Origin of the sequence: Pseudoclavibacter helvolus (assembly GCF_049707175.1) — a bacterium.
Taxonomy (GTDB): Bacteria; Actinomycetota; Actinomycetes; order Actinomycetales; family Microbacteriaceae; genus Pseudoclavibacter; species Pseudoclavibacter helvolus_A.
This window is the reverse complement of sequence record NZ_JBNAFM010000022.1, coordinates 30466-50826: the sequence shown is the minus strand read 5'-3', so window position 1 is coordinate 50826 and position 20361 is coordinate 30466. Positions and strand designations below refer to the sequence as shown.

General features: G+C 66.5%; 23 protein-coding genes. 12 read left to right on the top strand and 11 right to left on the bottom strand.

The annotated features are described in order from the left end of the window. Window positions 1–462 precede the first annotated feature (462 nt). The gene (locus tag ACPYN9_RS15410) at window positions 463–1461 is read left to right on the top strand and encodes a hypothetical protein (RefSeq protein ID WP_424467448.1); all 999 of its coding nucleotides are present in this window, start codon (window positions 463–465) and stop codon (window positions 1459–1461) included. 97 nt (window positions 1462–1558) lie between these two features. Here the strand turns inward: ACPYN9_RS15410 and ACPYN9_RS15405 are convergent, their stop codons facing one another. Continuing rightward, a complete protein-coding gene (locus ACPYN9_RS15405) occupies window positions 1559–2125 on the bottom strand; it encodes a hypothetical protein (RefSeq protein ID WP_424467446.1) in 567 nt (188 codons plus the stop codon). A 216-nt stretch (window positions 2126–2341) separates the two neighbouring features. On the opposite strand from ACPYN9_RS15405, the gene ACPYN9_RS15400 reads away from it, so the two are divergent. Continuing rightward, on the top strand, window positions 2342–2758 hold the full coding sequence (locus ACPYN9_RS15400; RefSeq protein ID WP_424467444.1) for a hypothetical protein: 417 nt from the start codon (window positions 2342–2344) through the stop codon (window positions 2756–2758). Window positions 2759–3162: 404 nt separating this feature from the next. On the opposite strand, the gene ACPYN9_RS15395 is transcribed toward ACPYN9_RS15400, so the two are convergent. The 7 genes from ACPYN9_RS15395 to ACPYN9_RS15365 all read right to left on the bottom strand — a co-directional run bounded on the left by ACPYN9_RS15395 (window position 3163) and on the right by ACPYN9_RS15365 (window position 8106). Then, complete coding sequence (locus tag ACPYN9_RS15395) at window positions 3163–3828, bottom strand: hypothetical protein (protein WP_424467442.1); 666 nt, start codon at window positions 3826–3828, stop codon at window positions 3163–3165. Window positions 3829–3911: 83 nt separating this feature from the next. Then, window positions 3912–4829: an ABC transporter ATP-binding protein gene (locus ACPYN9_RS15390; protein WP_424467440.1), complete on the bottom strand. Its 918-nt coding sequence runs from the start codon at window positions 4827–4829 to the stop codon at window positions 3912–3914. Beyond that, window positions 4826–5053 (bottom strand): PLD nuclease N-terminal domain-containing protein, encoded by a 228-nt coding sequence (locus ACPYN9_RS15385; protein ID WP_424467438.1) that lies wholly within the window; start codon window positions 5051–5053, stop codon window positions 4826–4828. Before ACPYN9_RS15385 ends, ACPYN9_RS15390 begins: the two co-directional genes overlap by 4 nt. 26 nt (window positions 5054–5079) lie before the next feature. Beyond that, on the bottom strand, window positions 5080–5808 hold the full coding sequence (locus ACPYN9_RS15380) for a hypothetical protein (RefSeq protein ID WP_424467436.1): 729 nt from the start codon (window positions 5806–5808) through the stop codon (window positions 5080–5082). Window positions 5809–5888: 80 nt separating this feature from the next. Next, complete coding sequence (locus ACPYN9_RS15375) at window positions 5889–6602, bottom strand: ABC transporter ATP-binding protein (RefSeq protein ID WP_424467434.1); 714 nt, start codon at window positions 6600–6602, stop codon at window positions 5889–5891. After that, window positions 6602–7141 carry a helix-turn-helix domain-containing protein gene (locus ACPYN9_RS15370; RefSeq protein ID WP_424467432.1) on the bottom strand — a complete coding sequence of 180 codons (540 nt, stop codon included), beginning with the start codon at window positions 7139–7141 and terminating at the stop codon, window positions 6602–6604. Before ACPYN9_RS15370 ends, ACPYN9_RS15375 begins: the two co-directional genes overlap by 1 nt. A 212-nt stretch (window positions 7142–7353) precedes the next feature. Next, window positions 7354–8106 carry a hypothetical protein gene (locus ACPYN9_RS15365; protein WP_424467430.1) on the bottom strand — a complete coding sequence of 251 codons (753 nt, stop codon included), beginning with the start codon at window positions 8104–8106 and terminating at the stop codon, window positions 7354–7356. A 466-nt stretch (window positions 8107–8572) separates the two neighbouring features. On the opposite strand from ACPYN9_RS15365, the gene ACPYN9_RS15360 reads away from it, so the two are divergent. The 10 genes from ACPYN9_RS15360 (at window position 8573) to ACPYN9_RS15315 (ending at window position 18316) form a co-directional block, all read left to right on the top strand. Continuing rightward, window positions 8573–9814, top strand: coding sequence for a 4-hydroxybenzoate 3-monooxygenase (locus ACPYN9_RS15360; RefSeq protein ID WP_424467428.1), 1242 nt, complete (start codon window positions 8573–8575; stop codon window positions 9812–9814). After that, on the top strand, window positions 9811–10647 hold the full coding sequence (pcaH, locus tag ACPYN9_RS15355; protein WP_424467426.1) for a protocatechuate 3,4-dioxygenase subunit beta: 837 nt from the start codon (window positions 9811–9813) through the stop codon (window positions 10645–10647). The genes ACPYN9_RS15360 and pcaH overlap by 4 nt, the downstream gene beginning before the upstream one ends. Then, the gene (gene pcaG / locus ACPYN9_RS15350; RefSeq protein ID WP_424467424.1) at window positions 10640–11221 is read left to right on the top strand and encodes a protocatechuate 3,4-dioxygenase subunit alpha; all 582 of its coding nucleotides are present in this window, start codon (window positions 10640–10642) and stop codon (window positions 11219–11221) included. Before pcaH ends, pcaG begins: the two co-directional genes overlap by 8 nt. After that, complete coding sequence (locus ACPYN9_RS15345; RefSeq protein ID WP_424467422.1) at window positions 11218–12522, top strand: lyase family protein; 1305 nt, start codon at window positions 11218–11220, stop codon at window positions 12520–12522. Before pcaG ends, ACPYN9_RS15345 begins: the two co-directional genes overlap by 4 nt. Then, window positions 12519–13799 (top strand): 4-carboxymuconolactone decarboxylase, encoded by a 1281-nt coding sequence (pcaC, locus tag ACPYN9_RS15340; protein ID WP_424467420.1) that lies wholly within the window; start codon window positions 12519–12521, stop codon window positions 13797–13799. The genes ACPYN9_RS15345 and pcaC overlap by 4 nt, the downstream gene beginning before the upstream one ends. Further along, window positions 13792–14643, top strand: coding sequence for a CoA transferase subunit A (locus ACPYN9_RS15335; protein WP_424467418.1), 852 nt, complete (start codon window positions 13792–13794; stop codon window positions 14641–14643). Before pcaC ends, ACPYN9_RS15335 begins: the two co-directional genes overlap by 8 nt. Continuing rightward, window positions 14643–15362 carry a CoA transferase subunit B gene (locus tag ACPYN9_RS15330; protein WP_424467416.1) on the top strand — a complete coding sequence of 240 codons (720 nt, stop codon included), beginning with the start codon at window positions 14643–14645 and terminating at the stop codon, window positions 15360–15362. The genes ACPYN9_RS15335 and ACPYN9_RS15330 overlap by 1 nt, the downstream gene beginning before the upstream one ends. Continuing rightward, window positions 15359–16573 carry an acetyl-CoA C-acetyltransferase gene (locus ACPYN9_RS15325; protein WP_424467414.1) on the top strand — a complete coding sequence of 405 codons (1215 nt, stop codon included), beginning with the start codon at window positions 15359–15361 and terminating at the stop codon, window positions 16571–16573. The genes ACPYN9_RS15330 and ACPYN9_RS15325 overlap by 4 nt, the downstream gene beginning before the upstream one ends. 235 nt (window positions 16574–16808) lie before the next feature. Next, complete coding sequence (locus tag ACPYN9_RS15320; RefSeq protein ID WP_424467412.1) at window positions 16809–17291, top strand: GNAT family N-acetyltransferase; 483 nt, start codon at window positions 16809–16811, stop codon at window positions 17289–17291. 239 nt (window positions 17292–17530) lie between these two features. Further along, the gene (locus ACPYN9_RS15315; RefSeq protein ID WP_424467410.1) at window positions 17531–18316 is read left to right on the top strand and encodes an SDR family NAD(P)-dependent oxidoreductase; all 786 of its coding nucleotides are present in this window, start codon (window positions 17531–17533) and stop codon (window positions 18314–18316) included. A 59-nt stretch (window positions 18317–18375) separates the two neighbouring features. Here ACPYN9_RS15315 and ACPYN9_RS15310 read toward each other — a convergent pair whose 3' ends face one another. From ACPYN9_RS15310 to ACPYN9_RS15300, 3 genes are all read right to left on the bottom strand, one after another. Further along, window positions 18376–19356 carry an aldo/keto reductase gene (locus ACPYN9_RS15310; protein WP_424467408.1) on the bottom strand — a complete coding sequence of 327 codons (981 nt, stop codon included), beginning with the start codon at window positions 19354–19356 and terminating at the stop codon, window positions 18376–18378. 99 nt (window positions 19357–19455) lie between these two features. Then, window positions 19456–19797, bottom strand: coding sequence for a hypothetical protein (locus tag ACPYN9_RS15305; RefSeq protein WP_424467407.1), 342 nt, complete (start codon window positions 19795–19797; stop codon window positions 19456–19458). 3 nt (window positions 19798–19800) lie between these two features. Then, the gene (locus tag ACPYN9_RS15300; protein ID WP_424467406.1) at window positions 19801–20253 is read right to left on the bottom strand and encodes a prevent-host-death protein; all 453 of its coding nucleotides are present in this window, start codon (window positions 20251–20253) and stop codon (window positions 19801–19803) included. Window positions 20254–20361 lie beyond the last annotated feature (108 nt).

The window sequence follows — 20361 nt, the reverse complement described above, 5'->3', positions numbered from 1 at the left end:
ACCACAGACCCCACACCGGGATCGGCGGCCAACGCCCCTCAGACCGTGTTCACAACCTCACGGGTCAATACAGCTAGTGGCTACTGAGACGATTCTTGACGAGATGAGTTTTCGAGACAAGCTCACCCCCAGATTCTCGGGGGAGTGGTCGCGCTATGAACAAGCTGCCATGGTGTCTCGGAAACCTAATGGTTTACTACACGCCGACATTACCGCCGAGCCATCTAGCTACACCCGGCGCGGGATGCTCACGCTCGAGTTCCAGGAACCGGATCCAGTGTCTTGACAGAACCCGGAACGCGGTCAGCACGCCACCGGTATTTGAGGTGATCAGAATCGGAACCAGGACAAAACTACCTTCATCTTCGCTTCGTGCCGGCGAGGCACTGATGACACCCGCCGGGTCTCGGGTCCAGAGCGGGCCGCGCGACAGTACCGGGTAGTCATAGAGTCAGTCTCCCCATGACCAAAGATCCCGTCGCGACCATCACGCCTTCAGAGACCCCGGACCTCACCAACGACCCCGCCGGACCAACCCCGCAGCGGCCATCATTTGACCCAACTCCCGGCACCAGCGGACCCAGGGAGTTCTCAAAAGATGACTCTGCACGAGTCACCAAGGCGCTTCTCCTGCTCGTTCGCGCGCTCGAGCTCATAACGTTCGAAACGGCCTCAGACCCGCCACCTCAGGGCAGCACCGCAGACCGCCTCTGGCGAAGTGCAGAGAGGGGCTACGCACTTGATGGGTTCATCACCATGCAGTACGCCAACATGTCTGCACTCGACCATGTTCGCGGATTTGTCGCGCTCGTTCGTACCCCTACAGTCCGCTCCACAGCCCTAGCGACGGTCGCGCGTGGTGCCCATGAATCACTCGCCCGCACATGGCACCTTCTCTCACACAGCAGTGACGAGGACTTCATGTATCGGACGCTCTGCTTCCTGCGCTCAGACTTGCGCTACTCCGAGCTCTTGAACGGAACCGTGCACACACGAGACGGGGACCCTGTGGATCCAGCGGCCAAGCGAGCGTTCTACGCCGCCGAACTCACTCGGTTGCAGCTACCTCCACAAGTCCGTACGGACATATCGGTGATGGTTGCAGCCATGCTCGATGCTGAGTTCGGCGACGACGGGGGACGTGAGTACTACTCCGATCTGTCATCCATCGCCCATGCCCACCGTCCAGGCCTCAACACCTTCGTGACGACAGACGACGAGGGCAAAATCTCCGGTCTGAGCGCCCCGCGAGCAGTAGTCGTCGAGCTGGCAGTTCATCTGATCGGAGTCATTCACGGAGTCGGAAGACAGTTCATCGCTTTCTATGGCAACCAGATTCGACACGTGGAGCACATGGAAACAGCAGTACGACGAGCATTGCGCACCGTTGGTCCCGTCGCGGAGAGCGTCTGGCCAAGCACGGACCCAAACCCCAAACGCCGAGGCACCCCGGCCACCTGAATTTCCAGAACCAATGTGTTTTGAGATGTCTCGCGGTCGCTCCCCTGATGCACGCAGTGGGTCACTGCACGTGGGGCCATCGGACAGCTGACGCCAGCTAGGAGAGTCCCTGGATCTCTCGAACCTTCTGATCCGCGACGTCGAACTGCCGTTGAAGGTCCGCCATCGTGACGGCCATCTGGCTCTCACCGTCGACGAAGCCGACGTTGAAGGTCTCGCCTTCTTGCTCGCACCAGATGTCAGCGTCGTTGTCAACAACGAGCGTGTCAACGTAGGCAGCGAGCTCGGGGTCTGACGCGTAAGGATGCCCCGGGAGATAGTCGTAGTTTGCACTCTGGTTCTCGAACACGTACCGGTTTCCCTCGACCCGGACATCATCGAGGTTGAAGCGGTCGTTGAAAGTGCTGTCGAGGTAGAAGTAGTAGAGCGCATCTCCACAAACACTGATCGCCGCGGCGCTGCCAACCTCAGGTGGAGAGGATGCTTCCGGAGTCGCTGTTGCCTCCAGAGCACCTGACGATCCGCTGGACGGAGCGCTCTCAGCAGCTGCAGATGCTGAGGTGTCTTCAGGCTCATCTACCGAGCCGCCTTGAGTACAAGCCACCAGGGAACCAGTCAAGCCAAATAACACGAGGCCAGATGCGACCCTCAATCGGAAACTCATGGCCAACACTGTACGCACGGTAATGCCCTCCTGCGTACGAAGAGTGCAGCGGGTGTAGACGAAGCGAGCCAGCGTGACCGACCCCTGCGCTTTGGCACATAGCCCATAGGTTTCGCGGCGTCTCACTAGAACCTAGAGACCGAGGGAGTGACCGACCAGGCGCGGAACATGAACTCGACCAACCGAGCACGACCGGGAGTGGTGTTGAGTGGGGACATGTCACACCGCCTCCTGGACCCAGTGACCCAAGTTGAGCTCATCGTCCCCGACGGCATCTCAGACAGCGACGCCATCGAGCACGCCCGCCTCCGAAGAGCAGGCGAACTCCGCCACCTGCGCATCTTCCCGGAACGGGGCCTCGACTGCTTCCTATGGGCAGACAAGGGAGCCGTCGACCCCGAGCACTTCAACATCACACCGAAACTGGCTGACCGCCTCCGCGAATGGGCCGCCCATTGGGAAGAGCTAGGCAACCCCTTCACCGAGAGCACCGACCTCGACGCACTGGACACGTGGTGCCAGCGAGGCCTGAGCCTTGCGACCGATCTGCAACGAGAGCTCTACATGACAACTATGGTCATCCCGCAGTTCGGCGGCCGACGCAATCACCGTTGGGAGTTCTCACAACCCTAGAGTTTCGGCCGTTGCGCATGGCGGGGGAGCGAGCGATACTTTCCTAGCGTCTGCCCAAGGCGTCCTTCACTCCTCACGGGGGGCGTCCTGCCCGCAGCATGGCGAGAGTGGCAGCCCGTTTGAGCCGGGCCAGATGCGTGGAGTCTCGTGCTGCGGGCGCGAGGCTCCCACCTCCCTTCACCGCCGCCAGGAGTGTTGCGAAACCCATGGGTTTTGCGACAAGAAGGTTTTGAGACATGCCGGCTGCCGGAACCGCCCCCGGTGCCGATCTCGCAGACAAGAGTTCCTCGGGGACAGCTCGGCATCAACTGGCGGCCACCGTGTCTCGGACTGCCAATAGTTGTTGACACGCGGATAGCCGCGTCCCGCCCAAGGAGATTAGGGCGTCCTCCTTCGAAGGGTGTTTAGGCATCGCGACGGAGCGTCTGTTGTCTTGCGATCCTCTCTGCCACCAGTACGCAACCAATGATCACGGTTCCTGTAATGAGCAGGGGTGGCGTAGTGAGTTCTGTCTGCGCGAGAAGGGCCGTGGGTGTCCAGCTTGCTGTTCCGCCCACTTGGTTGAGGAGGGGCAGCGCGAGGAGCAGGACCACGGACACTGCGAGAGTTGCCGCGGTTCGGCGGAAGACGGTCATGAGCAGATAGCCGATGCTCATGGCCATCGCGAGATACAAGGATGAGGAAACCCAGACTGTTGCGATGAGCGTCGGGGACAGCGGCCCGATGACCGCAGTGGTGACGATGCCAGCACACGCGAGGCCAAGGGTGTAGCTCGCCACCGCCGCGAGCCCGTCGACCCCAAGGCGGGGCACGGTCAGGTATGACAGCGTTCGTACGCGAGTGCGGTAGAAGATTGACGAGCCGGGTCTCGTGTCCCACGTCAGCGATGTGATCGCGGTGGCAACGGACAGGATGAGGCCGAGTTGCATGGCACTCTGGTTGTAGAGCGCGATCCCGTCGGCTGGGGTGGCTGCTGAAGCGGTCATGCTGATCTGTTCGGTATTGGCAGCTGCGCTGAAGATCTCCTGCATATGGGTTGCGAGCACTGGTGCCGACAGGCCGAAGAACATGAACGCGACGATCAGACCCAGCAGGAGCCCCGACCGCGTGAGGCGGCGGATCTCAGTGTTTGCGGAGGCAAGAACGGTCTGTCTCATGAGCGGGTACCTCCGATGATCCGAGCGAATGCGGCGTCCAGATCTCGATCCTGGAGTGAAACCTCGAGGAGTGGCGCGGGCAGCTCGGCGATCAGTCGAGGGAGCTCGGTGTCCGCTTGTTCGAAGCTCGGGAACTGCACCCGACAGATCGCGTCGGTGAGGAACCGGATGTGTGCCGTCGGGAATCGTGAGAGGAGTGCCTCTTCCGATGTGCGCGTTTGCTCTGCGGTGAGCGCTGAGCTCAGCCGAATGTTCCAGGTGGGACTGGCGGCGCGTGTGAGCAGCTGCGCCGTCGTTCCGGACGAGACCAGGCGCCCCTCGTTCAGGACTACCACTTGGTCAGCGAGGTGTTCCACTTCGCTGAGTAGGTGGCTGGAGAGGAGTATGCACCGGTGCTTTCGTTGCTCCTCAAGCACAGCTCGGATGTCCGCACGGCCGATGGGGTCGAGCGCGCTGTTGGGTTCGTCGAGGATGAGCACGTCAGGATCCAGCACCAGCGCAGACGCCAGACCGAGGCGCTGGAGCATCCCTCGAGAGAAGTCCGCGACACGGCGTGCCTCAACCTTCTTCAACCCGCAGAGCCGCAGGGCTTCCCGCGGCGCGATGCTGCTGCGTGCACCGGACATCAACGCGGAGTTTTCGACCACTTCGCGGGCCGTGAGCCACGACTCGAACTCGGGGACATCGGGGCAGTACGCCGTTCGCGTACCGGGTGGCGACACGACTTGTCCGGAATCGGGGGAGGCGAGCCCCGCGATGATGGTGAAAAGGACAGTTTTGCCAGCCCCGTTCGGACCTATGACGGCGGTGACACCCTGACCGTTCGCCTGGAACGTGAGGTCGCGGATCCCCGTGCCGTTGGAGAAGATGCGCGTGATGCGATCGACCTGGAGCGCGACGTTGTTGGTGTTCATCGGAGGTCCTCGTCACTCAGAGGGGCTTCCGAAGTACGGCCGAGAATGAAGTAGGCGATGGCGCCAAACGGGATCACGACGATCGCGATCAGCGCCCAAACCGGTTTGGGCAGATATCGCACCTCGGGGCGCCGAATCAGATCGACGAGACACCAGCCAAGAAGCAGGATCAAGAGGACAAGAAGCGGGAGGAGCGGGACGACCAGGTCGAAGTCGAGATTCATGGGGTGTCCATTCTGGGGAGACGTGGTCAGCTGCCGAGGATGCGGGTACTTCGAAAGCCGCGCGCTATGAGGTGAACCGTGAGCAAGCTGGCTGCCAGGGCGCCGAGGAACATCGCCCCGAGGGCGGGGAGGGCCAGATCCGGGAGAAGCACTATGGTAGGGAGGCCAAGCAGGGAGGGGGCGATCGCAAGAAGTCGTATCGGGCCACCATTCATGCCAGCCCGCGATTCGAGACTGCGCGGGTGGAAGAGAGCGCCGAACAGGGTGACGGCCGAAGACCATAATCCCAACGAGAGCGGGAGGACAATGAGCGCAAGCACGAAGGGGAGCGTCACATCCACCACCGTCGAGGTGACAATCAGCGAAGCGGCGGTCGTCGCCGCGAATGCGAGCGTCGCTGCGAGCCACGACACGGCAGCAAGGACGCAGCCGGCAGCGAGGTAGGACAGGAACAGGTCCCGACGCGGCAAGGGCCCTGCCAGCAACACTTCGATCCCACCGCCCTGCACGTCGTCTGCGACGACACCGGGCAACGTCAACGTCGCGATGATCGAGACAAGGGAGCCCAGGAGAATGGGCGTCAGCGAGAACACGAAGGAAGCCACGGGAAGAACTGCCCCCGCGGAATCTCGCGCCGTCGCCAACTCGGCCAGTCCAGCAGGTATCAAGCCGTCCGCCCCGGACAACGCATTCGCTCCCGGCCCAACTAGGCACGTTAGAAAACCCACCCCAGCCCCGATACCGATCGAGAACAAGAGCAGCGCGGCTCCTTGCTGTATCCAAGCCCGCTGAGTGAACGCGCGGATCGCGAGCGAGCGACGCACCCTTCGCCCCGTCACGCGGCAACCTGCAGATGCCGCAGGATGGTCTGCTCGCTGACAGCGAATCCATCACCGCCGAGCTCCACGATCGAACGACCTCGCACGACCAGGAATCGATCGGCGAGCGCCAACGCCTCGGGCACGCTGTGCGTGGAGTACAGCACAGTTCGCGTCTCTCCCCAAGAACGAAGAAGTGAGCGGACCTGGGAAGCGAATAGAGGATCGAGCCCGGTCAGCGGTTCGTCGAGCACCACGAACTCTGGATCGCTCATGCTCATACGCGCAAGCTCGACACGCTGACGCTGTCCGCGGCTCAGGGACGCCACCCGCCGATGCAAGATCGGCCTCAACTCGAACTGAGCCACAATCTCATCAATCCCGCGCATCCTGGCACGTGCCGATGCACGTGAGATGTCGCGCCAGAACATGAGATTCTGCTGCACGGTCAAAGCGCGAGCCACCGCGAGCTCGTGGCCGAGGTACCCCACTCGCGTCCGTACCGCGGCCCCGTCTGCGATGATTTCGCCCAGCACGGAGATTGTGCCGGAAAGGGCGGGAATGATGCCGCAGATCGTGCGCATCAGCGTGGTTTTCCCTCCGCCGTTTCGCCCAAGAAGCGCCGTCACACCGACCCCGATACGGACGTCCACGGGGTCGAGCACCGGAGTCGTGCCGTACCCAACCACGAGCCCGTCCGCAATTGCGGTGAACTGCCCGATTGTCGACATCAGACACCGTCGATCTCGGGGCGGGGCAGCGTGATCGTCGTCAGCGCGCGACGGCGACGACCCGCACCCGGTTGATTCGCCAAAACCTTCCCAAGCGCTTCCATGACCGATGCGAAAAACGCATCCACTTCCTCATCAGTCGCCCAGAAATCCGCCTGCGCGAAGCTCACCCGATCGTCGATGAGATCCCGCGCCTCACCCTCCACGTACGTATCGAAATCACGAATGACCCCAGAGACGAAGACAGTGAACACCGTCATCAGCTCCTCAGACGACAGCGACCGCAACTCATCCGAACTTGGGTTCGCCAGACTCGCACTAACGCGGTACGAACGCTCACTCGCACCGCGCGCACGACGTTCGTCCGCGACCTCGATGAGCTCGTGCTCGAGCAGGTGCTTGATATGGCGATACAGGGTAGCGATCGGAACATCGCTCAACCGCCCATGCAGTTCGTGAGGCGTCAGCTCGTCACCCGCTAACAACGACTGGACGATACGAAGCCGGATGGGATGGAAGAGCGCAGACGAGGAGACCATATTCAAACAGTATCATTATCAATACTGATACGAACGCTGACCAGCAATGACGCGTCGACTCCAGCACGCAGAGCCCCGCGGTGTTAGCCGCCATCCAGCAACCCACACCCAGACCGACTGGCCCCCGTCCTCAGGTTCGCGAAACAGATGGGCTTCGCGACAGTGGAGTTATGGGACACCCCTGCATGGCGCCGTCTCGACGCAGTCGGTATCTAAGGAATCGGATTCTTCCCACGAAGCCGGCGGCCGAACCGATACCAGCGAACTCGCCAGGTGAGTTCCGGTTCTTTCACCCTGAGCTCCTCTGCGATCCCTTGCAACGCCTGCAGCTCCCGAGTCTTAGCTCGCTCGACCGCAGTCAGGCCCTCATTCTCAGGGTCCGCGTGGACGATCTCAATTGGTTCAGCACCGTAGCGCCGCCACCACTGACCACTAGCATCCCTGAAGATCACCGTGGTCCCAAGGGGCGCCTGAGCGGGATGAACCTCGTTGGTCCAGATGAACTCAACGATGTAGTCAGTTTCGGGCTCCACACTTGGCGCCGTAATGGAGAACTCATCCCAAGTGCGTTCAGAGTTCACCATCTGAACCCGCGCGGGACCAATCAGTTCCTTACTTCCGTTGTGGATCACTACGGTCGTCTGGATGAGTGGGGCAAGCGCAAGGCCTTCGTGCTTCACTGTTCCGTCGGTGCCGGTACTAGCGACGATCTCGACACCCGGGGTGAGGATGCCGACCTGAGCACCATTGGCGTTCAGTTCGAACGTGGCGCCCTTCTCGTGATGTTCGACGTGCGTGAATTTCGAGTAGACGAGTCTCGCTTGTTCCTCGCGCTTGATTTTGCCGTTACGGCGGTACGTGTTCGCCGCGATCAACAAGGCAACCAGACCACCGACGGTCGTCAACCACCCCCGCCAGGCGTCCCATTGATCAGGCGACAGAAGTCCCAAAATCGAGTCGATCATCGTAAGACCACAGTATCTAACCGGAAGTCGCGGGAGCGTCGCTGCAACAACTGCACCCTCGCTGCATCAGGACTTCACGCCCGTACGCACCTCACGTCTAGATTCCTCGGCCCACGGAAGGTCACACCGCGCAACCTCTCGCGTTGCAACTCAACCACCCCCTCCTGGGCGCGTCTCGAAACCCTAGGGTTTCGAGACGTCTCACCTCTGGAGTGACCCCCGGCCCAGTTCCCGCGCGGGGCCGCGCGGCTCGATTCTCATAACTATGTGTCAGAACTTCCCGGCCGGATTCGTGTAGTCGACATTGGTTTTGCGACAGTGCTGAGTGGGTGCGAAAGACACCTTGATCTCGCCATAAGCCTGCGTTCGTAACTTCTCGAACCTTCCACTCAGTGGAAAGCCTCACCCACCGCATCCGCCCGCCGCGCACACTCGTTGCATCCTTCCCAACGACGAGAGGCGTTCGATGACGAGCGACGAGAGCCCCGCCCAGGCCGCCGACACTGGCGCCCGGCAGTCCACGCAGGTGGCGATCATCGGAGCCGGGCCAGCTGGCCTACTGCTCGGCCACATCCTGGGCCAGGCGGGCATCGACTACCGCATCCTCGAGGCGCGCGGCAGGGAGTACGTGCTCGGCCGCATCCGCGCCGGCGTGCTCGAGCAAGACTCCGTCGACCTCCTCGCCAAGTTCGGCCTCGACGCCGACCTCAAGGCCAACGGCCTCACTCACCACGGCATCTACCTCCAGCACGAAGGCGAACGCCACCACATCGACTTCGCCGAACTCACCGGCCGCACCGTCACCATCTACGGCCAGCAGGCGCTCGTCCACCACCTCGTCGAAGAACACGAACGACTCGGCTCGCAACTCGTCTTCGAAGCCACCGACGTGCAGCCGATCGAGATCGACGGCGACCGCGCATCCGTCGCCTACACCGACCCGAACGGCGAGCGCAACACCCTCGACTGCGACTACATCATCGGCGCCGACGGCTACCACGGCGTGTGCCGCCGCAGCTTCCCCGAAGGCACCCTCGACGTCGCCGAACGCGTCTACGACTTCGCGTGGCTCGGCATCCTCGCCGACGTCGCCCCCTCCACCGACGACCTCATCTACGCCCTCCACCGCGACGGCTTTGCCATGCACTCCATGCGTTCCACCACCGTCTCCCGCCTCTACCTGCAGGTCAGCCCCGACGACGACCTCGCCAACTGGAGCGACGAACGCATCTGGGAAGCCCTCCAAACACGCCTCGGCACCGAAGGCTGGACCCTCAAAGAGGGGCCCATCACCGAGAAATCGATCCTGCCCATGCGCAGCTTCGTCGTCTCCACCCTCAACCACGGCCGCCTCTACCTCGTCGGCGACGCCGGCCACATCGTGCCCCCGACCGGCGCGAAAGGCCTCAACTCGGCCATCGCCGACGTCGCCCTCCTCGCCGAAGCCCTCCAAGCCCACTACGCGGGCGACGACACGGGCCTCGAGCAGTACAGCGACAAAGCCCTCGACCGGCAATGGAAAGTGCAGCACTTCTCGCAGTGGATGACCGACATGCTCCACGTGCACCCGGCCGACGGATCCGCCGAACAAAGCGCCTTCGACTTCCAACGCCAGCTCGGGCAGATCCGCTACGTCACCTCCTCGCACGCCGCCCAGGTCAGCCTCGCCGAGCAGTACGCCGGCCTTCCGTTTGTGGATGCACGATGAGCGGCCCGCAGGACGGCGCGAGCGTGCAGCGGGGCGGCGAGAAGCAGCGGCCCGAGCAGCTCGACGGCCCCGTTGACTCCCTCGTGACCCAGTCGTTCATCTCCCGGCAGATCGCCGACACCCACGCGGCGCACGCGGATGAGGCCCGCAGCCACCCGCTGCGCGACTTCGCCCCTTACCGCTCCGTCGCGTTGCGCCACCCCACGCATCAGCTCGTGCGCGCCGACCCCGAGGAGATCGAGCTCGTCTCGCCCGCCTTCGGGCATACCGACGTCGCCGCCGAGGAGTCCGACCTCACGATCCAGCACAACGGCGAACCCATCGGCGAGCGTATCATCGTCTCCGGCCGCATTCTCGATGGCGAAGGCCGCCCCGTGCGCGGCCAGCTCGTCGAGATCTGGCAGGCCAACGCGGCCGGACGCTACGTGCACAAGCGCGACCAGCATCCGGCGCCCCTCGACCCCAACTTCACGGGCGTCGGCCGCATCATTACGGGTGACAACGGCGAGTACCGCCTCACCACCATCAAGCCCGGCGCGTACCCGTGGAAGAACCACCGCAACGCGTGGCGGCCCGCGCACATCCACTTCTCGCTGTTCGGCACGCAGTTCACGCAGCGCCTCATCACGCAGATGTACTTCCCCGGCGACCCGCTCTTCGCGCTCGACCCGATCTACCAGTCCATCGTCGACCCAGCCGCGCGCGCCAGACTCGTCGCCAACTACGACCATGACGTCAGCGAGCACGAATGGGCGATCGGCTACAAGTGGGACATCGTGCTCACCGGCTCGAAGTCCACGTGGATGGAACCGGAGGACGACGACCATGCCTGAACCCACCACAGCTGCGCCGCTCGGCCAGACCCCCTCGCAGACCGTCGGCCCCTTCTACGGCTACGCACTCCCGTATGCGCGCGGCGGCGAGATCGCCGCGCCCTGGCGGGCCGACGCGATCCGCCTCCACGGCACCATCACCGATGGGGCTGGCGATGCGGTGCCGGATGCGATCCTCGAGCTCTGGGGCCTCGACGCCGAAGGCGCCCCGGTCGCGCAGCGCGGCAGCCTCGAGCGCGACGGCTACGCCTTCACGGGCTTCGGGCGCACGCCCGCCGACCGCGACGGGCACTACTCGTTCACGACCATCAAGCCGGGGCGACGGGATGCGGGCGCCGCGCCCTACCTGCTCGTCACGATCTTCGCGCGCGGCCTCCTCCACCACCTCTTTACGCGCGCTTACTTCGGCGACCAGCCCGACGAGAACGCCGCAGACCCGGTGCTCGCGGGCCTCGCACCCGAGCGCCGCGCGACCCTCATCGCGGCACCGGATGCGCCAGGCAGCTACCGCCTCGACATCCGCCTCCAGGGCGACGGCGAGACCGTCTTCTTCAACTTCGGGCAGGAGCTGTGAGCGTGGGCTGGGGTGCGAGCCGGGCGGCGTCCGGCGGCTCGAGCGACGGGGCAGGATTCGGCAGCGGTGACGGCCACGACGAGCTCGTGCGCGGGATGCTCGTGGTCGAGGCCGAACTGCTGCGCGCCTGGGCGGCGCTCGAGACGCGCGACGCGAGCACCGCGGCGGAGGCCGTCGAGTCCGCGGAGCTCGACGCCGACGCCCTCCGCGACGGCCTCGAGGACGACGGGGTCATGGTGCCGGAGCTTGTCCGCCAGCTGCGCGCATCCCTCGCCACCGCAGGCATCGAGGCGCCGCGCCTGCACGCCGGTGCGACCAGCCAGGACATCGTCGACTCCGCCAGCATGCTGCGCGCCCGCGACTCGCTCGCGGCGGTGCGCGCCGACCTCACCCTCGCCGGCACCCGCCTCCAGGGCCTCGCCGACGCCGAACGCCGCTCACCCCGCGTCGCCTACACGCTCGGCCGGCAAGCCGCCGCGAGCACGATCGGCGCGCAGTTCGCGGGCTGGCTCGACGGCGTCACATCCGCCATCGCCGCCATCGACGCGCTCAGCTTCCCCGTGCAGTTCGGGGGAGCGGTCGGCACCGGCGAAGCGGCCGACCGCCTCGGTTCCGGCGCGCAGACCACGAGTATCCTGCGCGCGCACCTCGCCTCGGGCCTCGGCCTCGACGACCCCCGCCGCGCCTGGCACGCCGAACGCACCCCGGTGCTCGCCGTCGCCAGCGCCGCCGCGGCCGTGCTGGTCGCGCTCGGACGCATCGGCCGCGACCTCATCACCGCCTCCGGTGAGCGCGTCGGCGAACTCTCGCTCGCGGGCGGCGGCGGCTCGTCGGCGATGCCCCACAAGCAGAACCCGGTCGCCCCGGTCGTCGTCGTCTCCAACGCCCTGCAGGCGCCCGGCCTCCTGGCCACCGTCGCGTCCGCCGCGATCTCACAAGACGAGCGGCCCGCCGGCGAATGGCACGCCGAATGGGATGCGCTCCGCCGGCTCGTCGAGCTCGCGCGCGTGTCTGCGCGCCGGCTCGCCGCATCCCTCGAAGGGGTGCGAGTCGAGCGCGAGACGGCCCGCCACCACCTGGCCGACTCGGCCATCGCGGGCGCCGACCAGGTCACGCTGCAAGCGTCGAACCGGGTCGTGAACGCGGCCATCAGCCGGTTCCTGTACCAGGACGCAGGCGGCGACGGCGAGACCGGCGACGGTGACCGTGCGTCTGACGCCGCCCCAGCCTCCGCCGCCCCAGCCTCCGCCGCCCCAGCCTCCGACACCGACTTCCGCTCGCGAAACGAGGAACACGCATGACGATTCCACGGCTCCGGGGCGCCTTCGCCCCCGGCACGAAACCAGCGGCGCAGAACGAGCTGCTCGTGCTGCTGCCGTCGCTCGGCACCACCATGGCGCTCTGGGACGGCACCGTCGAAGCCCTGCGCGCCTCGACGCCCGGCAGCTCGCTGCGCATCCTCCGCATCGATCTGCCCGGTCACGGCTCCAGCCCGGCAGCCAGAGAGCCGTTCACGATCGCCGAGCTCGCGGATGCGGTGCTGCAGGTCGTCGACGAAGCCGGCGGCGGCGCGTTCCACCTCGCCGGGCTCTCGCTCGGCGGGGCCATCGCCCTCGAGCTCGCCCTTGCGCACCCGGAGCGGGTGAAGACGCTCGCCCTGTTCTGCACCGACGCGAAGATCGGCACCGCCGAAGGCTGGGAGCAGCGGGCCGCAGCAGTCCGCGCATCCGGCACGGCGTCGCTCGTCACGGGGAGCGCCGAGCGCTGGTTCGCGCCGGGCTTCCTCGAGCAGCACCCCCTGTCTGCGGCGGCGCGCGCGCTCACCACGCTCATCGACATCGACGACGAATCGTACGCCCGCTGCAACGAGGCGCTCGCCGCCTTCGACCGCACCGCATCCGTCGGCGAGCTCCGCGCACCCACCCTCGTCGTCAGCGGCGAGCACGACGCCGTCACGACGCCCGAGGCCATGCAGGCGCTCACCGAGCGCATCCCCGGCGGCTACCACTCGACCATCGCGGGCACCGCCCACCTCGCCGCGCTCGAAGACCCCGACGCCGCCGCGCGCCTCCTCGCGACGCACCTGCGCGCATCCGCCGCGCACGGCCAATCGACGCACGCCGACGCGCACGAACGGGGGATGCGCGTGCGCCGCGAGGTGCTCGGCGACGCGCACGTCGACCGGGCCGTCGCCCGCACCACCGCAGAGACGGCGCCGTTCCAGGACTTCATCACCCGCTCCGCGTGGGGCGACATCTGGGCGCGCGACGAACTCTCACGCCGGGAGCGCTCGATCGCGACCCTCGCGAGCCTCGTCACCGGATCGCACGAAGCGGAGATCAGGATGCACGTGCGCGCCGCCCTCACGAACGGCCTGACCCGCGCCGAGATCGCCGAGGTCATGCTGCACACCGCCCTCTACGCGGGCCTTCCCCCCGCCAACGCGGCCCTCGGCATCGCCCGCGAGGTGTTCGCGGAGCTCGACGCGGACGCGGATGCCGGTTCCGGCGCCGCCGCCGGGACTGGCGCCGCCAACGATCAAGATTCCAGCCCCAACGAAGGAGCAGAACGTGGATAAGACCTACGCTTCCGCGGCGGACGCCGTCGCCGACATCCCGGCGGGCGCGTCGCTCGCGGTCGGAGGCTTCGGCCTCTCCGGCGTGCCGATCACCCTCATCCGCGCCATCCAGGCGCTCGGCGTCGACGGCCTGGAGGTCGTTTCTAACAACTGTGGAGTCGACGGCTGGGGGCTCGGCGAGTTGCTGTCCGAGGGCCGCATCCGTCGCGTCATCGCGAGCTACATCGGTGAGAACAAGGAGTTCGCGCGCCAGTACCTCTCCGGCGAGATCGAGGTTGAGCTCACCCCGCAGGGCACGCTCGCCGAGCGCCTGCGCGCCGGCGGCGTTGGCGTCCCCGCCTTCTACACGGCGACCGGGGCAGGCACGATGGTCTCCGAGGGCGGCATGCCCATCCGCTACAACGCCGACGGCACCGTCGGACTCGTGAGCGAGCCCAAAGAACAGCGACCCTTCGACGTCTTCGGCACCGCCAAAGAGTACGTGCTCGAGACCGCCATCAGCACCGACTTCGGGCTCGTGCGCGCCGCCGTCGGCGACCGGCACGGCAACCTGCGCTTCGAGAAGTCGACCCGCAACTTCAACCCCCTCGCAGGCATGGCCGGGCGCATCACGATCGCCGAGGTCGACCGACTCGTCGAACCCGGCGAGCTCGGGCCAGACGAGATCCACCTGCCCGGCATCTACGTCGACCGCGTCGTGGTGCTCACGCCCGAGCAAGCCGGCGAGCTGCCCATCGAGAAGACCACCGTGCGGCCGCGCACAGGAGGCGGCGCATCCGGCACCGCTGCAGCCGGCGCATCCGCCGCATCCGCTTCCTCCACTGACTCGAAGGGACACGCCTGATGCCGCTCACCAGGAACGAGATGGCCGCCCGCGCCGCGAAGGAACTCAAGGACGGCTCGTACGTGAACCTCGGCATCGGGCTGCCGACGCTCATCCCCAACTACATCGACGACGGCATCGAGGTGGTGCTGCACTCCGAGAACGGCATCCTCGGTGTTGGCCCGTACCCGTGGGAGGGTGAGGCCGACCCGAAGCTCATCAACGCCGGCAAGGAGACCGTCACCGTGCTGCCCGGTGCCTCGTTCTTCGACTCGGCGGCGAGCTTCGGGATGATCCGCGGCGGCCGCGTCACCAACGCGGTTCTCGGGGCCATGCAGGTCTCCGCGAGCGGCGACATCGCCAACTGGGCCGTGCCGGGCAAGATGGTGAAGGGCATGGGCGGGGCAATGGACCTCGTCAACGGCGCCGAACACGTGCTCGTCGTCATGGAGCACGTCGCGAAAGACGGGTCGCCGAAGATCGTCGAGCAGTGCACGCTGCCCCTCACCGGCAAGGGATGCATCGACCGCATCATCACCGACCTCGCCGTGCTCGACGTGACGGAATCGGGGCTTGTGCTCGTTGAGCTCGCGCCCGGCGTGACGGTCGACGAAGTTCGGGATGCGACCGGTGCCGCGTTCACGGTCGCCGAGTCGCTGTCGTCCGCCCTCGCCGGGACTGGGGCTGCAGACCCCGCAGCTTCAGCTCCCGCGACCTCGGCAACCGGCGGTGCCGCGTGACCGAACTCCGCGAAGTCGTCATCTGCTCGCCCCTGCGCACGCCGGTCGGGCGCCTCGGTGGATCGCTCGCACCGCTCTCGGCTCGCGCGCTCGGCGTCGCCGTGCTCGAAGCGCTCGTCTCGCGCACCGGCCTCGACGTTGACGCCGTCGACTCGGTCATCGCCGCGCAGGGCTACCCCTCGATGGAGTCGCCGGCCTTCGGGCGCGTTGCGGCGCTGGATGCGGGCTTCCCGATCACGACAACCGGGTACCAGCTCGACCGCCGCTGCGGTTCCGGACTGCAGGCCGTCATGAACGCGGCCATGGAGGTGCAGACGGGCGTCGCCGACGTGGTCGTCGCGCTCGGCGCCGAGTCGATGTCGAACGCTCCTCTCTATACAGAGCAGGGCCGCCGCGGCACCCCGCCCGCCGGCCTCATGCTGCACGACGCACTCGCCCGCGGACGCGAGACCGTCGGCGGCGTCAACTACCCGAGCCCAGACGGCAACGTCGGCAGCGCCGAGCTGCTGCGCGCCCAGTACGGCATCTCGCGCGACGCGCAGGACCGCTTCGCCCTGCAGTCCCACCAGCGCGCGGTCGCAGCCCAGGAATCCGGCGCGTTCGACGCCGAGCTGGTGCCCGTGACCGTGCCAGGACGCAAGGGTGACGTGCTTGTCGACCGCGACGAGCATCCGCGCGCCGACTCGACGCTCGAGGCCCTTGCCCGCCTGCGGCCGATCCTCGGGAAGAAGGACCCCGCATCCACCGTCACCGCCGGCAACTCGAGCGGGCAGAACGACGCGGCCGCCGCGTGCGTCGTGACGACGCCACAGCGTGCCGCTTCACTTGGGCTCACGCCGTCGGTTCGGCTGGTCTCGTGGGCCGTCGCGGGCAACGACCCGCGGCTGTTCGGGGTCGCGCCGGTGCCCGCGACCTCGCTCGCCCTGTCGCGGGCTGGCCTCGGGCTTGACGACCTCGACGTCATCGAACTCAACGAAGCCTTCGCCGTGCAGGTGCTCGCATGCCTCGCCGACTGGGGCATCGACGCCGAAGACTCGCGCCTCAACCCGCGCGGCTCCGGCATCTCCATCGGCCACCCCATCGGTGCCACGGGCATCCGCATGCTCGCGACCCTCGCCAACGAACTCCCCGCCCTCGACGCCACCCTCGCCCTCGAGACCATGTGCATCGGCGGCGGCCAAGCCCTCGCGGCGGTGTTCGAGCGCGTGTAGGGCGGCGCGGGGCCGGCATTCGCTCCACGCCTACACCCGCGCCCCGCCGCGCCTCGCCTCGACCCGACCCGACCCGACCCGACCCGCCAGTCTCGGGATGGCTTGCTCATCTCGGGATGGGTTGCAACCCATCTTGAGGTGAGGAACCCATCCCGAAACCACATGCCGCCGCCATGGTTCTCTGGCCTCGGGGAGCCCCTGGACGCGGCGCCCGAAAGCCCTGGAAACTACTGCCATGACAGTCACGATTCGTCGCGCCCGGCCTGAAGATGTTGCTGACGTGAGGTTCGTCGGCCTTGTGGCCTGGCCAGCAACCTACGGCCCGCTCGAGGGGCGCGCCTACGTGCTGGCAGGGCTGGACGAATATTGGAACGCCGAAGCGATCTCGGCAGCGATCCAGCGTGGGAATGTCGACGTCGCAGAAGTAGAAGGCGAGATCATCGGCATGACCCATGTGGAATCGCTCGGTGAGGATCTGGTGATGTGGAAGCTCTACGTCTTGCCGGACCAGCAGCACCGGGGCGTTGGGCGATCCCTGGTCGACGCGGCAAAGGCGCGAGCTCGCGCGCGCGGTGGCGATCTCGTCACCGAGTTCGAGCCGAGCAACGAAAGGGTTCGCGGCTTCTACCTGCGAGAGGGATTCGACGTGACCACGGCTCCGTGGCCCGGCACTGACGCCGTTTGGCTCCGGTGGCGAGGCAACTCGCGGCTAGGCTGACGCGGGTTCGAGTCTGGCCCGCGCTCGCCTCCACGCGCACGATTCGGGATGGGTTGCTCATCTCCGGATGGCTTGTAACCCATCCCGAAGTGAGGAAGCCATCCCGAGACTTCGGCCGCTGACCGAGTGACCGCATCACGCGCGGCGATGCTGCGGATCAGCGATCTCGCGTGTGCAGATCACGGCGCGCCTGCTTGGGTTGGGGTGGATGAGCAGAGCCGCGTGCCGAGAGGAGCCCCGTGACAGAGCAAAGGAGCACGGACAGCAGCCCCGGAGCATCCGTTGCACCGATTGTCGTGACGGGCGCCGCGTCGGGCATCGGGGCCGCGGTTGTCGAGCGGCTCCTCGCGGGCGGCATCTCCGTGATCGCGGCGGACCGGGCGTGGCCAGCGGATGCGCCAGACCAGCCAGGCCTGCAGCGCGTCGTCCTCGACGTGCGCGACCCGGTGGGCTGGACGGCCGTCGCCGAGCTCGCCGCTGCCTCGACCGCAGCCGCTGGCGCGCTCGCGGGGCTCGTGAACGCGGCAGGCATCACCCGCCGTGCGAGGCTCCCGAAGGTCACCACTGAGGACTTCGAGCTCGCCTTCGCGGTGAACGCAACGGGCCCGGCCCTCGGCATCCAGGCGCTCGCCCCGCTCATGGGGAGCGGCGCATCCATCGTCAATGTCGGCTCGGCCGCCGCGGTGACCGCGCACTACGCCGTCGCCTACGCCGCGAGCAAGTGGGCGCTGCGCGGCATCACGAAGACGGCGGCCATGGAACTCGGCCCGCGGGGGATCCGCGTGAACATCGTGCACCCCGGCTACATCGAGACGCCGATGACGGCAAGCGCGCCGGAGGCGTTCCGGGACATCAACACTGAGCTGACACCCCTCGGCCGCACCGGTTCGCCAGCGGAAGTCGCGGACGTCATTGCGAGCCTGCTCTCGTCAGCGACGTCGTTTATGACGGGTGCCGAGCTCGCCATCGACGGCGGCCTCACCTCGCACGGCGGCGGGCTGCCGATCGCGCGGGCGATCGGCTAACGGCTCACCTGGCTCCGGCGCCCTTCACCGCGCCTCATTCACTAGCGGTGGTGCACCATTTACCAGCGGTGGTGCACCGCACCCCGGAAGTACCGGTCGTAGATCTCGTGCACGCTCGAGTCGAGGCCCTCGGGGAGTTCCAGCGAGCCGGCGGCTGCGTTCGATTCTGCCTGCGCGCGGTTGCGCGCTCCGGGGATGACGCTGCTCACCCCGTCTTGAGCGGCGACCCACGCGATGGCGGCAGGGGCGGGCGAGACGCCTTCGGGAAGAGCTGCGGCGAAGGCCTGCGCGGCCTCCACGCCGGTCGCGAAATCAACGCCCGCGAACGTCTCGCCCACGTCGAAGGCGCTGCCGTCGCGGTTGTAGGTGCGGTGGTCGTCGGCCGAGAAGGTCGTGTCTTTCGCGTACTTCGCGCTCAGGAGGCCCGAGGCGAGCGGCACGCGAGCGATGATGCCGACCCCGGCCTCGCGGGCCGCGGGCAGCACGCGGTCGAGGGGCTTCAGGCGGAACGCGTTGAAGACGATCTGCACGGATGCGGTGCCCGGACGGGCGATGGCCGCGAGCGCTTCCGCTTCGGTCTCGACGCTCACGCCGTACGCCGCGATCGCTCCGTCCGCGACCAGCGTGTCGAGGGCGTCGTAGACCTCGTCGGTCGAGAAGACGGGCGTCGGCGGGCAGTGCAACTGCACCAGGTCGAGGGTGTCGACGCCGAGGTTCTTGCGCGACCGGTCGGTCCAGGCGCGGAAGTTGGCGAGTGTGAATTCGGCAGGATCCTGCGGGCCCCGCCGGCCCATCTTCGTGGCGACGAACACGTCAGCGTCCGGACGCTCGCGGAGGAACCTGCCGATAATCGCCTCGCTGCGACCATCCCCGTAGACGTCGGCGGTGTCGAAGAAGGTGACGCCAGCGTCGACGGATGCGCTGAGCACGTCGAGCGCGGCGCTCTCGTCGACATCGCCCCAGTCAGCGCCGAGCTGCCAGGTGCCGAGGCCGACGATGGACACGTTGCGGTCAGTGCGACCGAGGGTTCGCTGAAGCATCCCAGACTGTATCGCGCCCGACCTGACGGATGCCCGACGGGTCGGGTTCTGGCCGTGGCCATCGCCTGGTTTGCCCGGCACCTGACTGTCGTCGCTTCGCTACTTCGTCACATTCGGGTGGTGGGTGTGAACTTGTTCCAGGTAGACGACGTCACCGTCGACGTAGAACCAGATGCGGGCATCGCCGCGCAGTGTTGGCTTGTGTTGCCAGCGTGCGTAGACGCGACCATCACGCTGGAGGGTGCCGAGTTCGTCGCGAAGCCGGTAGTTGTTGGGCGTAGTCACTTGGGGTGTCGAGGTGAGGAAGTCCCAGGCATCGGCGAGAGGGTTCCGAATCGTGGCGGCTAAATCTACCCAGCCCTTCCTGGCCGAGTTCGTCGCGAACCGGATGCGGTACTCGCCCTTCTTTGTGGGACGCGGGACCGATGTGTCCTTCGACACCTCCTACGGTCGTTCCACGGTGATATCGGCTTCGAGCCAGTCGGCCTGCACGGGGGTCAATCCCGCTGCGAGCGCCGAAGCTGTTTCCTTCCACGCTGTGAGCTCGGCAATCGCGAGATGAGCTTGGCCAGTCGAGAAGGATGCACGTGATGCGTCGAGCAGATCCTGCGCGCACTTGCGCTGGCCGTCTGGGCTGAGTGCCAGCATCCATGGAAACATCTGCGACATCCGGTGCTCGAGGGAGCCGCGGTCATCGGTCGCCGCTGCGATGAGTTGTGCCGCGATCTCCAGAAGCTGATCTCGAGCGTGTGACTCGCGCTTCGACATGAGGACAAGATCCTCGCCATCACGCCGAGTGACGTCGACGGGATGGTCCTCGGCCGCGGCAAAGACCTTGGTTGCGTTACGGCTGAGATCGGACGAATTGAACGTTCTTGCCTGCGAGGAGATGGACACATGCGGATCATACTTCAGAACTACTTCTGAATTGCACCGCAGGGAAGATCTGTGGACAACTATGTTCCTGCGGTCAGGCGGCGCACCCATCACCAGCCCTGATGCCCG

Coding starts and splice junctions, on each gene's coding strand:
- ACPYN9_RS15395 (WP_424467442.1), bottom strand. CDS start 3,828: ATGTTCTTCGGCCTGTCGGCACCAGTGCTCGCAACCCATATGCAGGAG.
- ACPYN9_RS15370 (WP_424467432.1), bottom strand. CDS start 7,141: ATGGTCTCCTCGTCTGCGCTCTTCCATCCCATCCGGCTTCGTATCGTC.
- pcaG (WP_424467424.1), top strand. CDS start 10,640: ATGCCTGAACCCACCACAGCTGCGCCGCTCGGCCAGACCCCCTCGCAG.
- ACPYN9_RS15310 (WP_424467408.1), bottom strand. CDS start 19,356: ATGCTTCAGCGAACCCTCGGTCGCACTGACCGCAACGTGTCCATCGTC.
- pcaC (WP_424467420.1), top strand. CDS start 12,519: ATGACGATTCCACGGCTCCGGGGCGCCTTCGCCCCCGGCACGAAACCA.
- ACPYN9_RS15375 (WP_424467434.1), bottom strand. CDS start 6,602: ATGTCGACAATCGGGCAGTTCACCGCAATTGCGGACGGGCTCGTGGTT.
- ACPYN9_RS15320 (WP_424467412.1), top strand. CDS start 16,809: ATGACAGTCACGATTCGTCGCGCCCGGCCTGAAGATGTTGCTGACGTG.
- ACPYN9_RS15385 (WP_424467438.1), bottom strand. CDS start 5,053: ATGAATCTCGACTTCGACCTGGTCGTCCCGCTCCTCCCGCTTCTTGTC.
- ACPYN9_RS15405 (WP_424467446.1), bottom strand. CDS start 2,125: ATGAGTTTCCGATTGAGGGTCGCATCTGGCCTCGTGTTATTTGGCTTG.
- ACPYN9_RS15365 (WP_424467430.1), bottom strand. CDS start 8,106: ATGATCGACTCGATTTTGGGACTTCTGTCGCCTGATCAATGGGACGCC.
- pcaH (WP_424467426.1), top strand. CDS start 9,811: ATGAGCGGCCCGCAGGACGGCGCGAGCGTGCAGCGGGGCGGCGAGAAG.
- ACPYN9_RS15390 (WP_424467440.1), bottom strand. CDS start 4,829: ATGAACACCAACAACGTCGCGCTCCAGGTCGATCGCATCACGCGCATC.
- ACPYN9_RS15410 (WP_424467448.1), top strand. CDS start 463: ATGACCAAAGATCCCGTCGCGACCATCACGCCTTCAGAGACCCCGGAC.
- ACPYN9_RS15400 (WP_424467444.1), top strand. CDS start 2,342: ATGTCACACCGCCTCCTGGACCCAGTGACCCAAGTTGAGCTCATCGTC.
- ACPYN9_RS15360 (WP_424467428.1), top strand. CDS start 8,573: ATGACGAGCGACGAGAGCCCCGCCCAGGCCGCCGACACTGGCGCCCGG.
- ACPYN9_RS15330 (WP_424467416.1), top strand. CDS start 14,643: ATGCCGCTCACCAGGAACGAGATGGCCGCCCGCGCCGCGAAGGAACTC.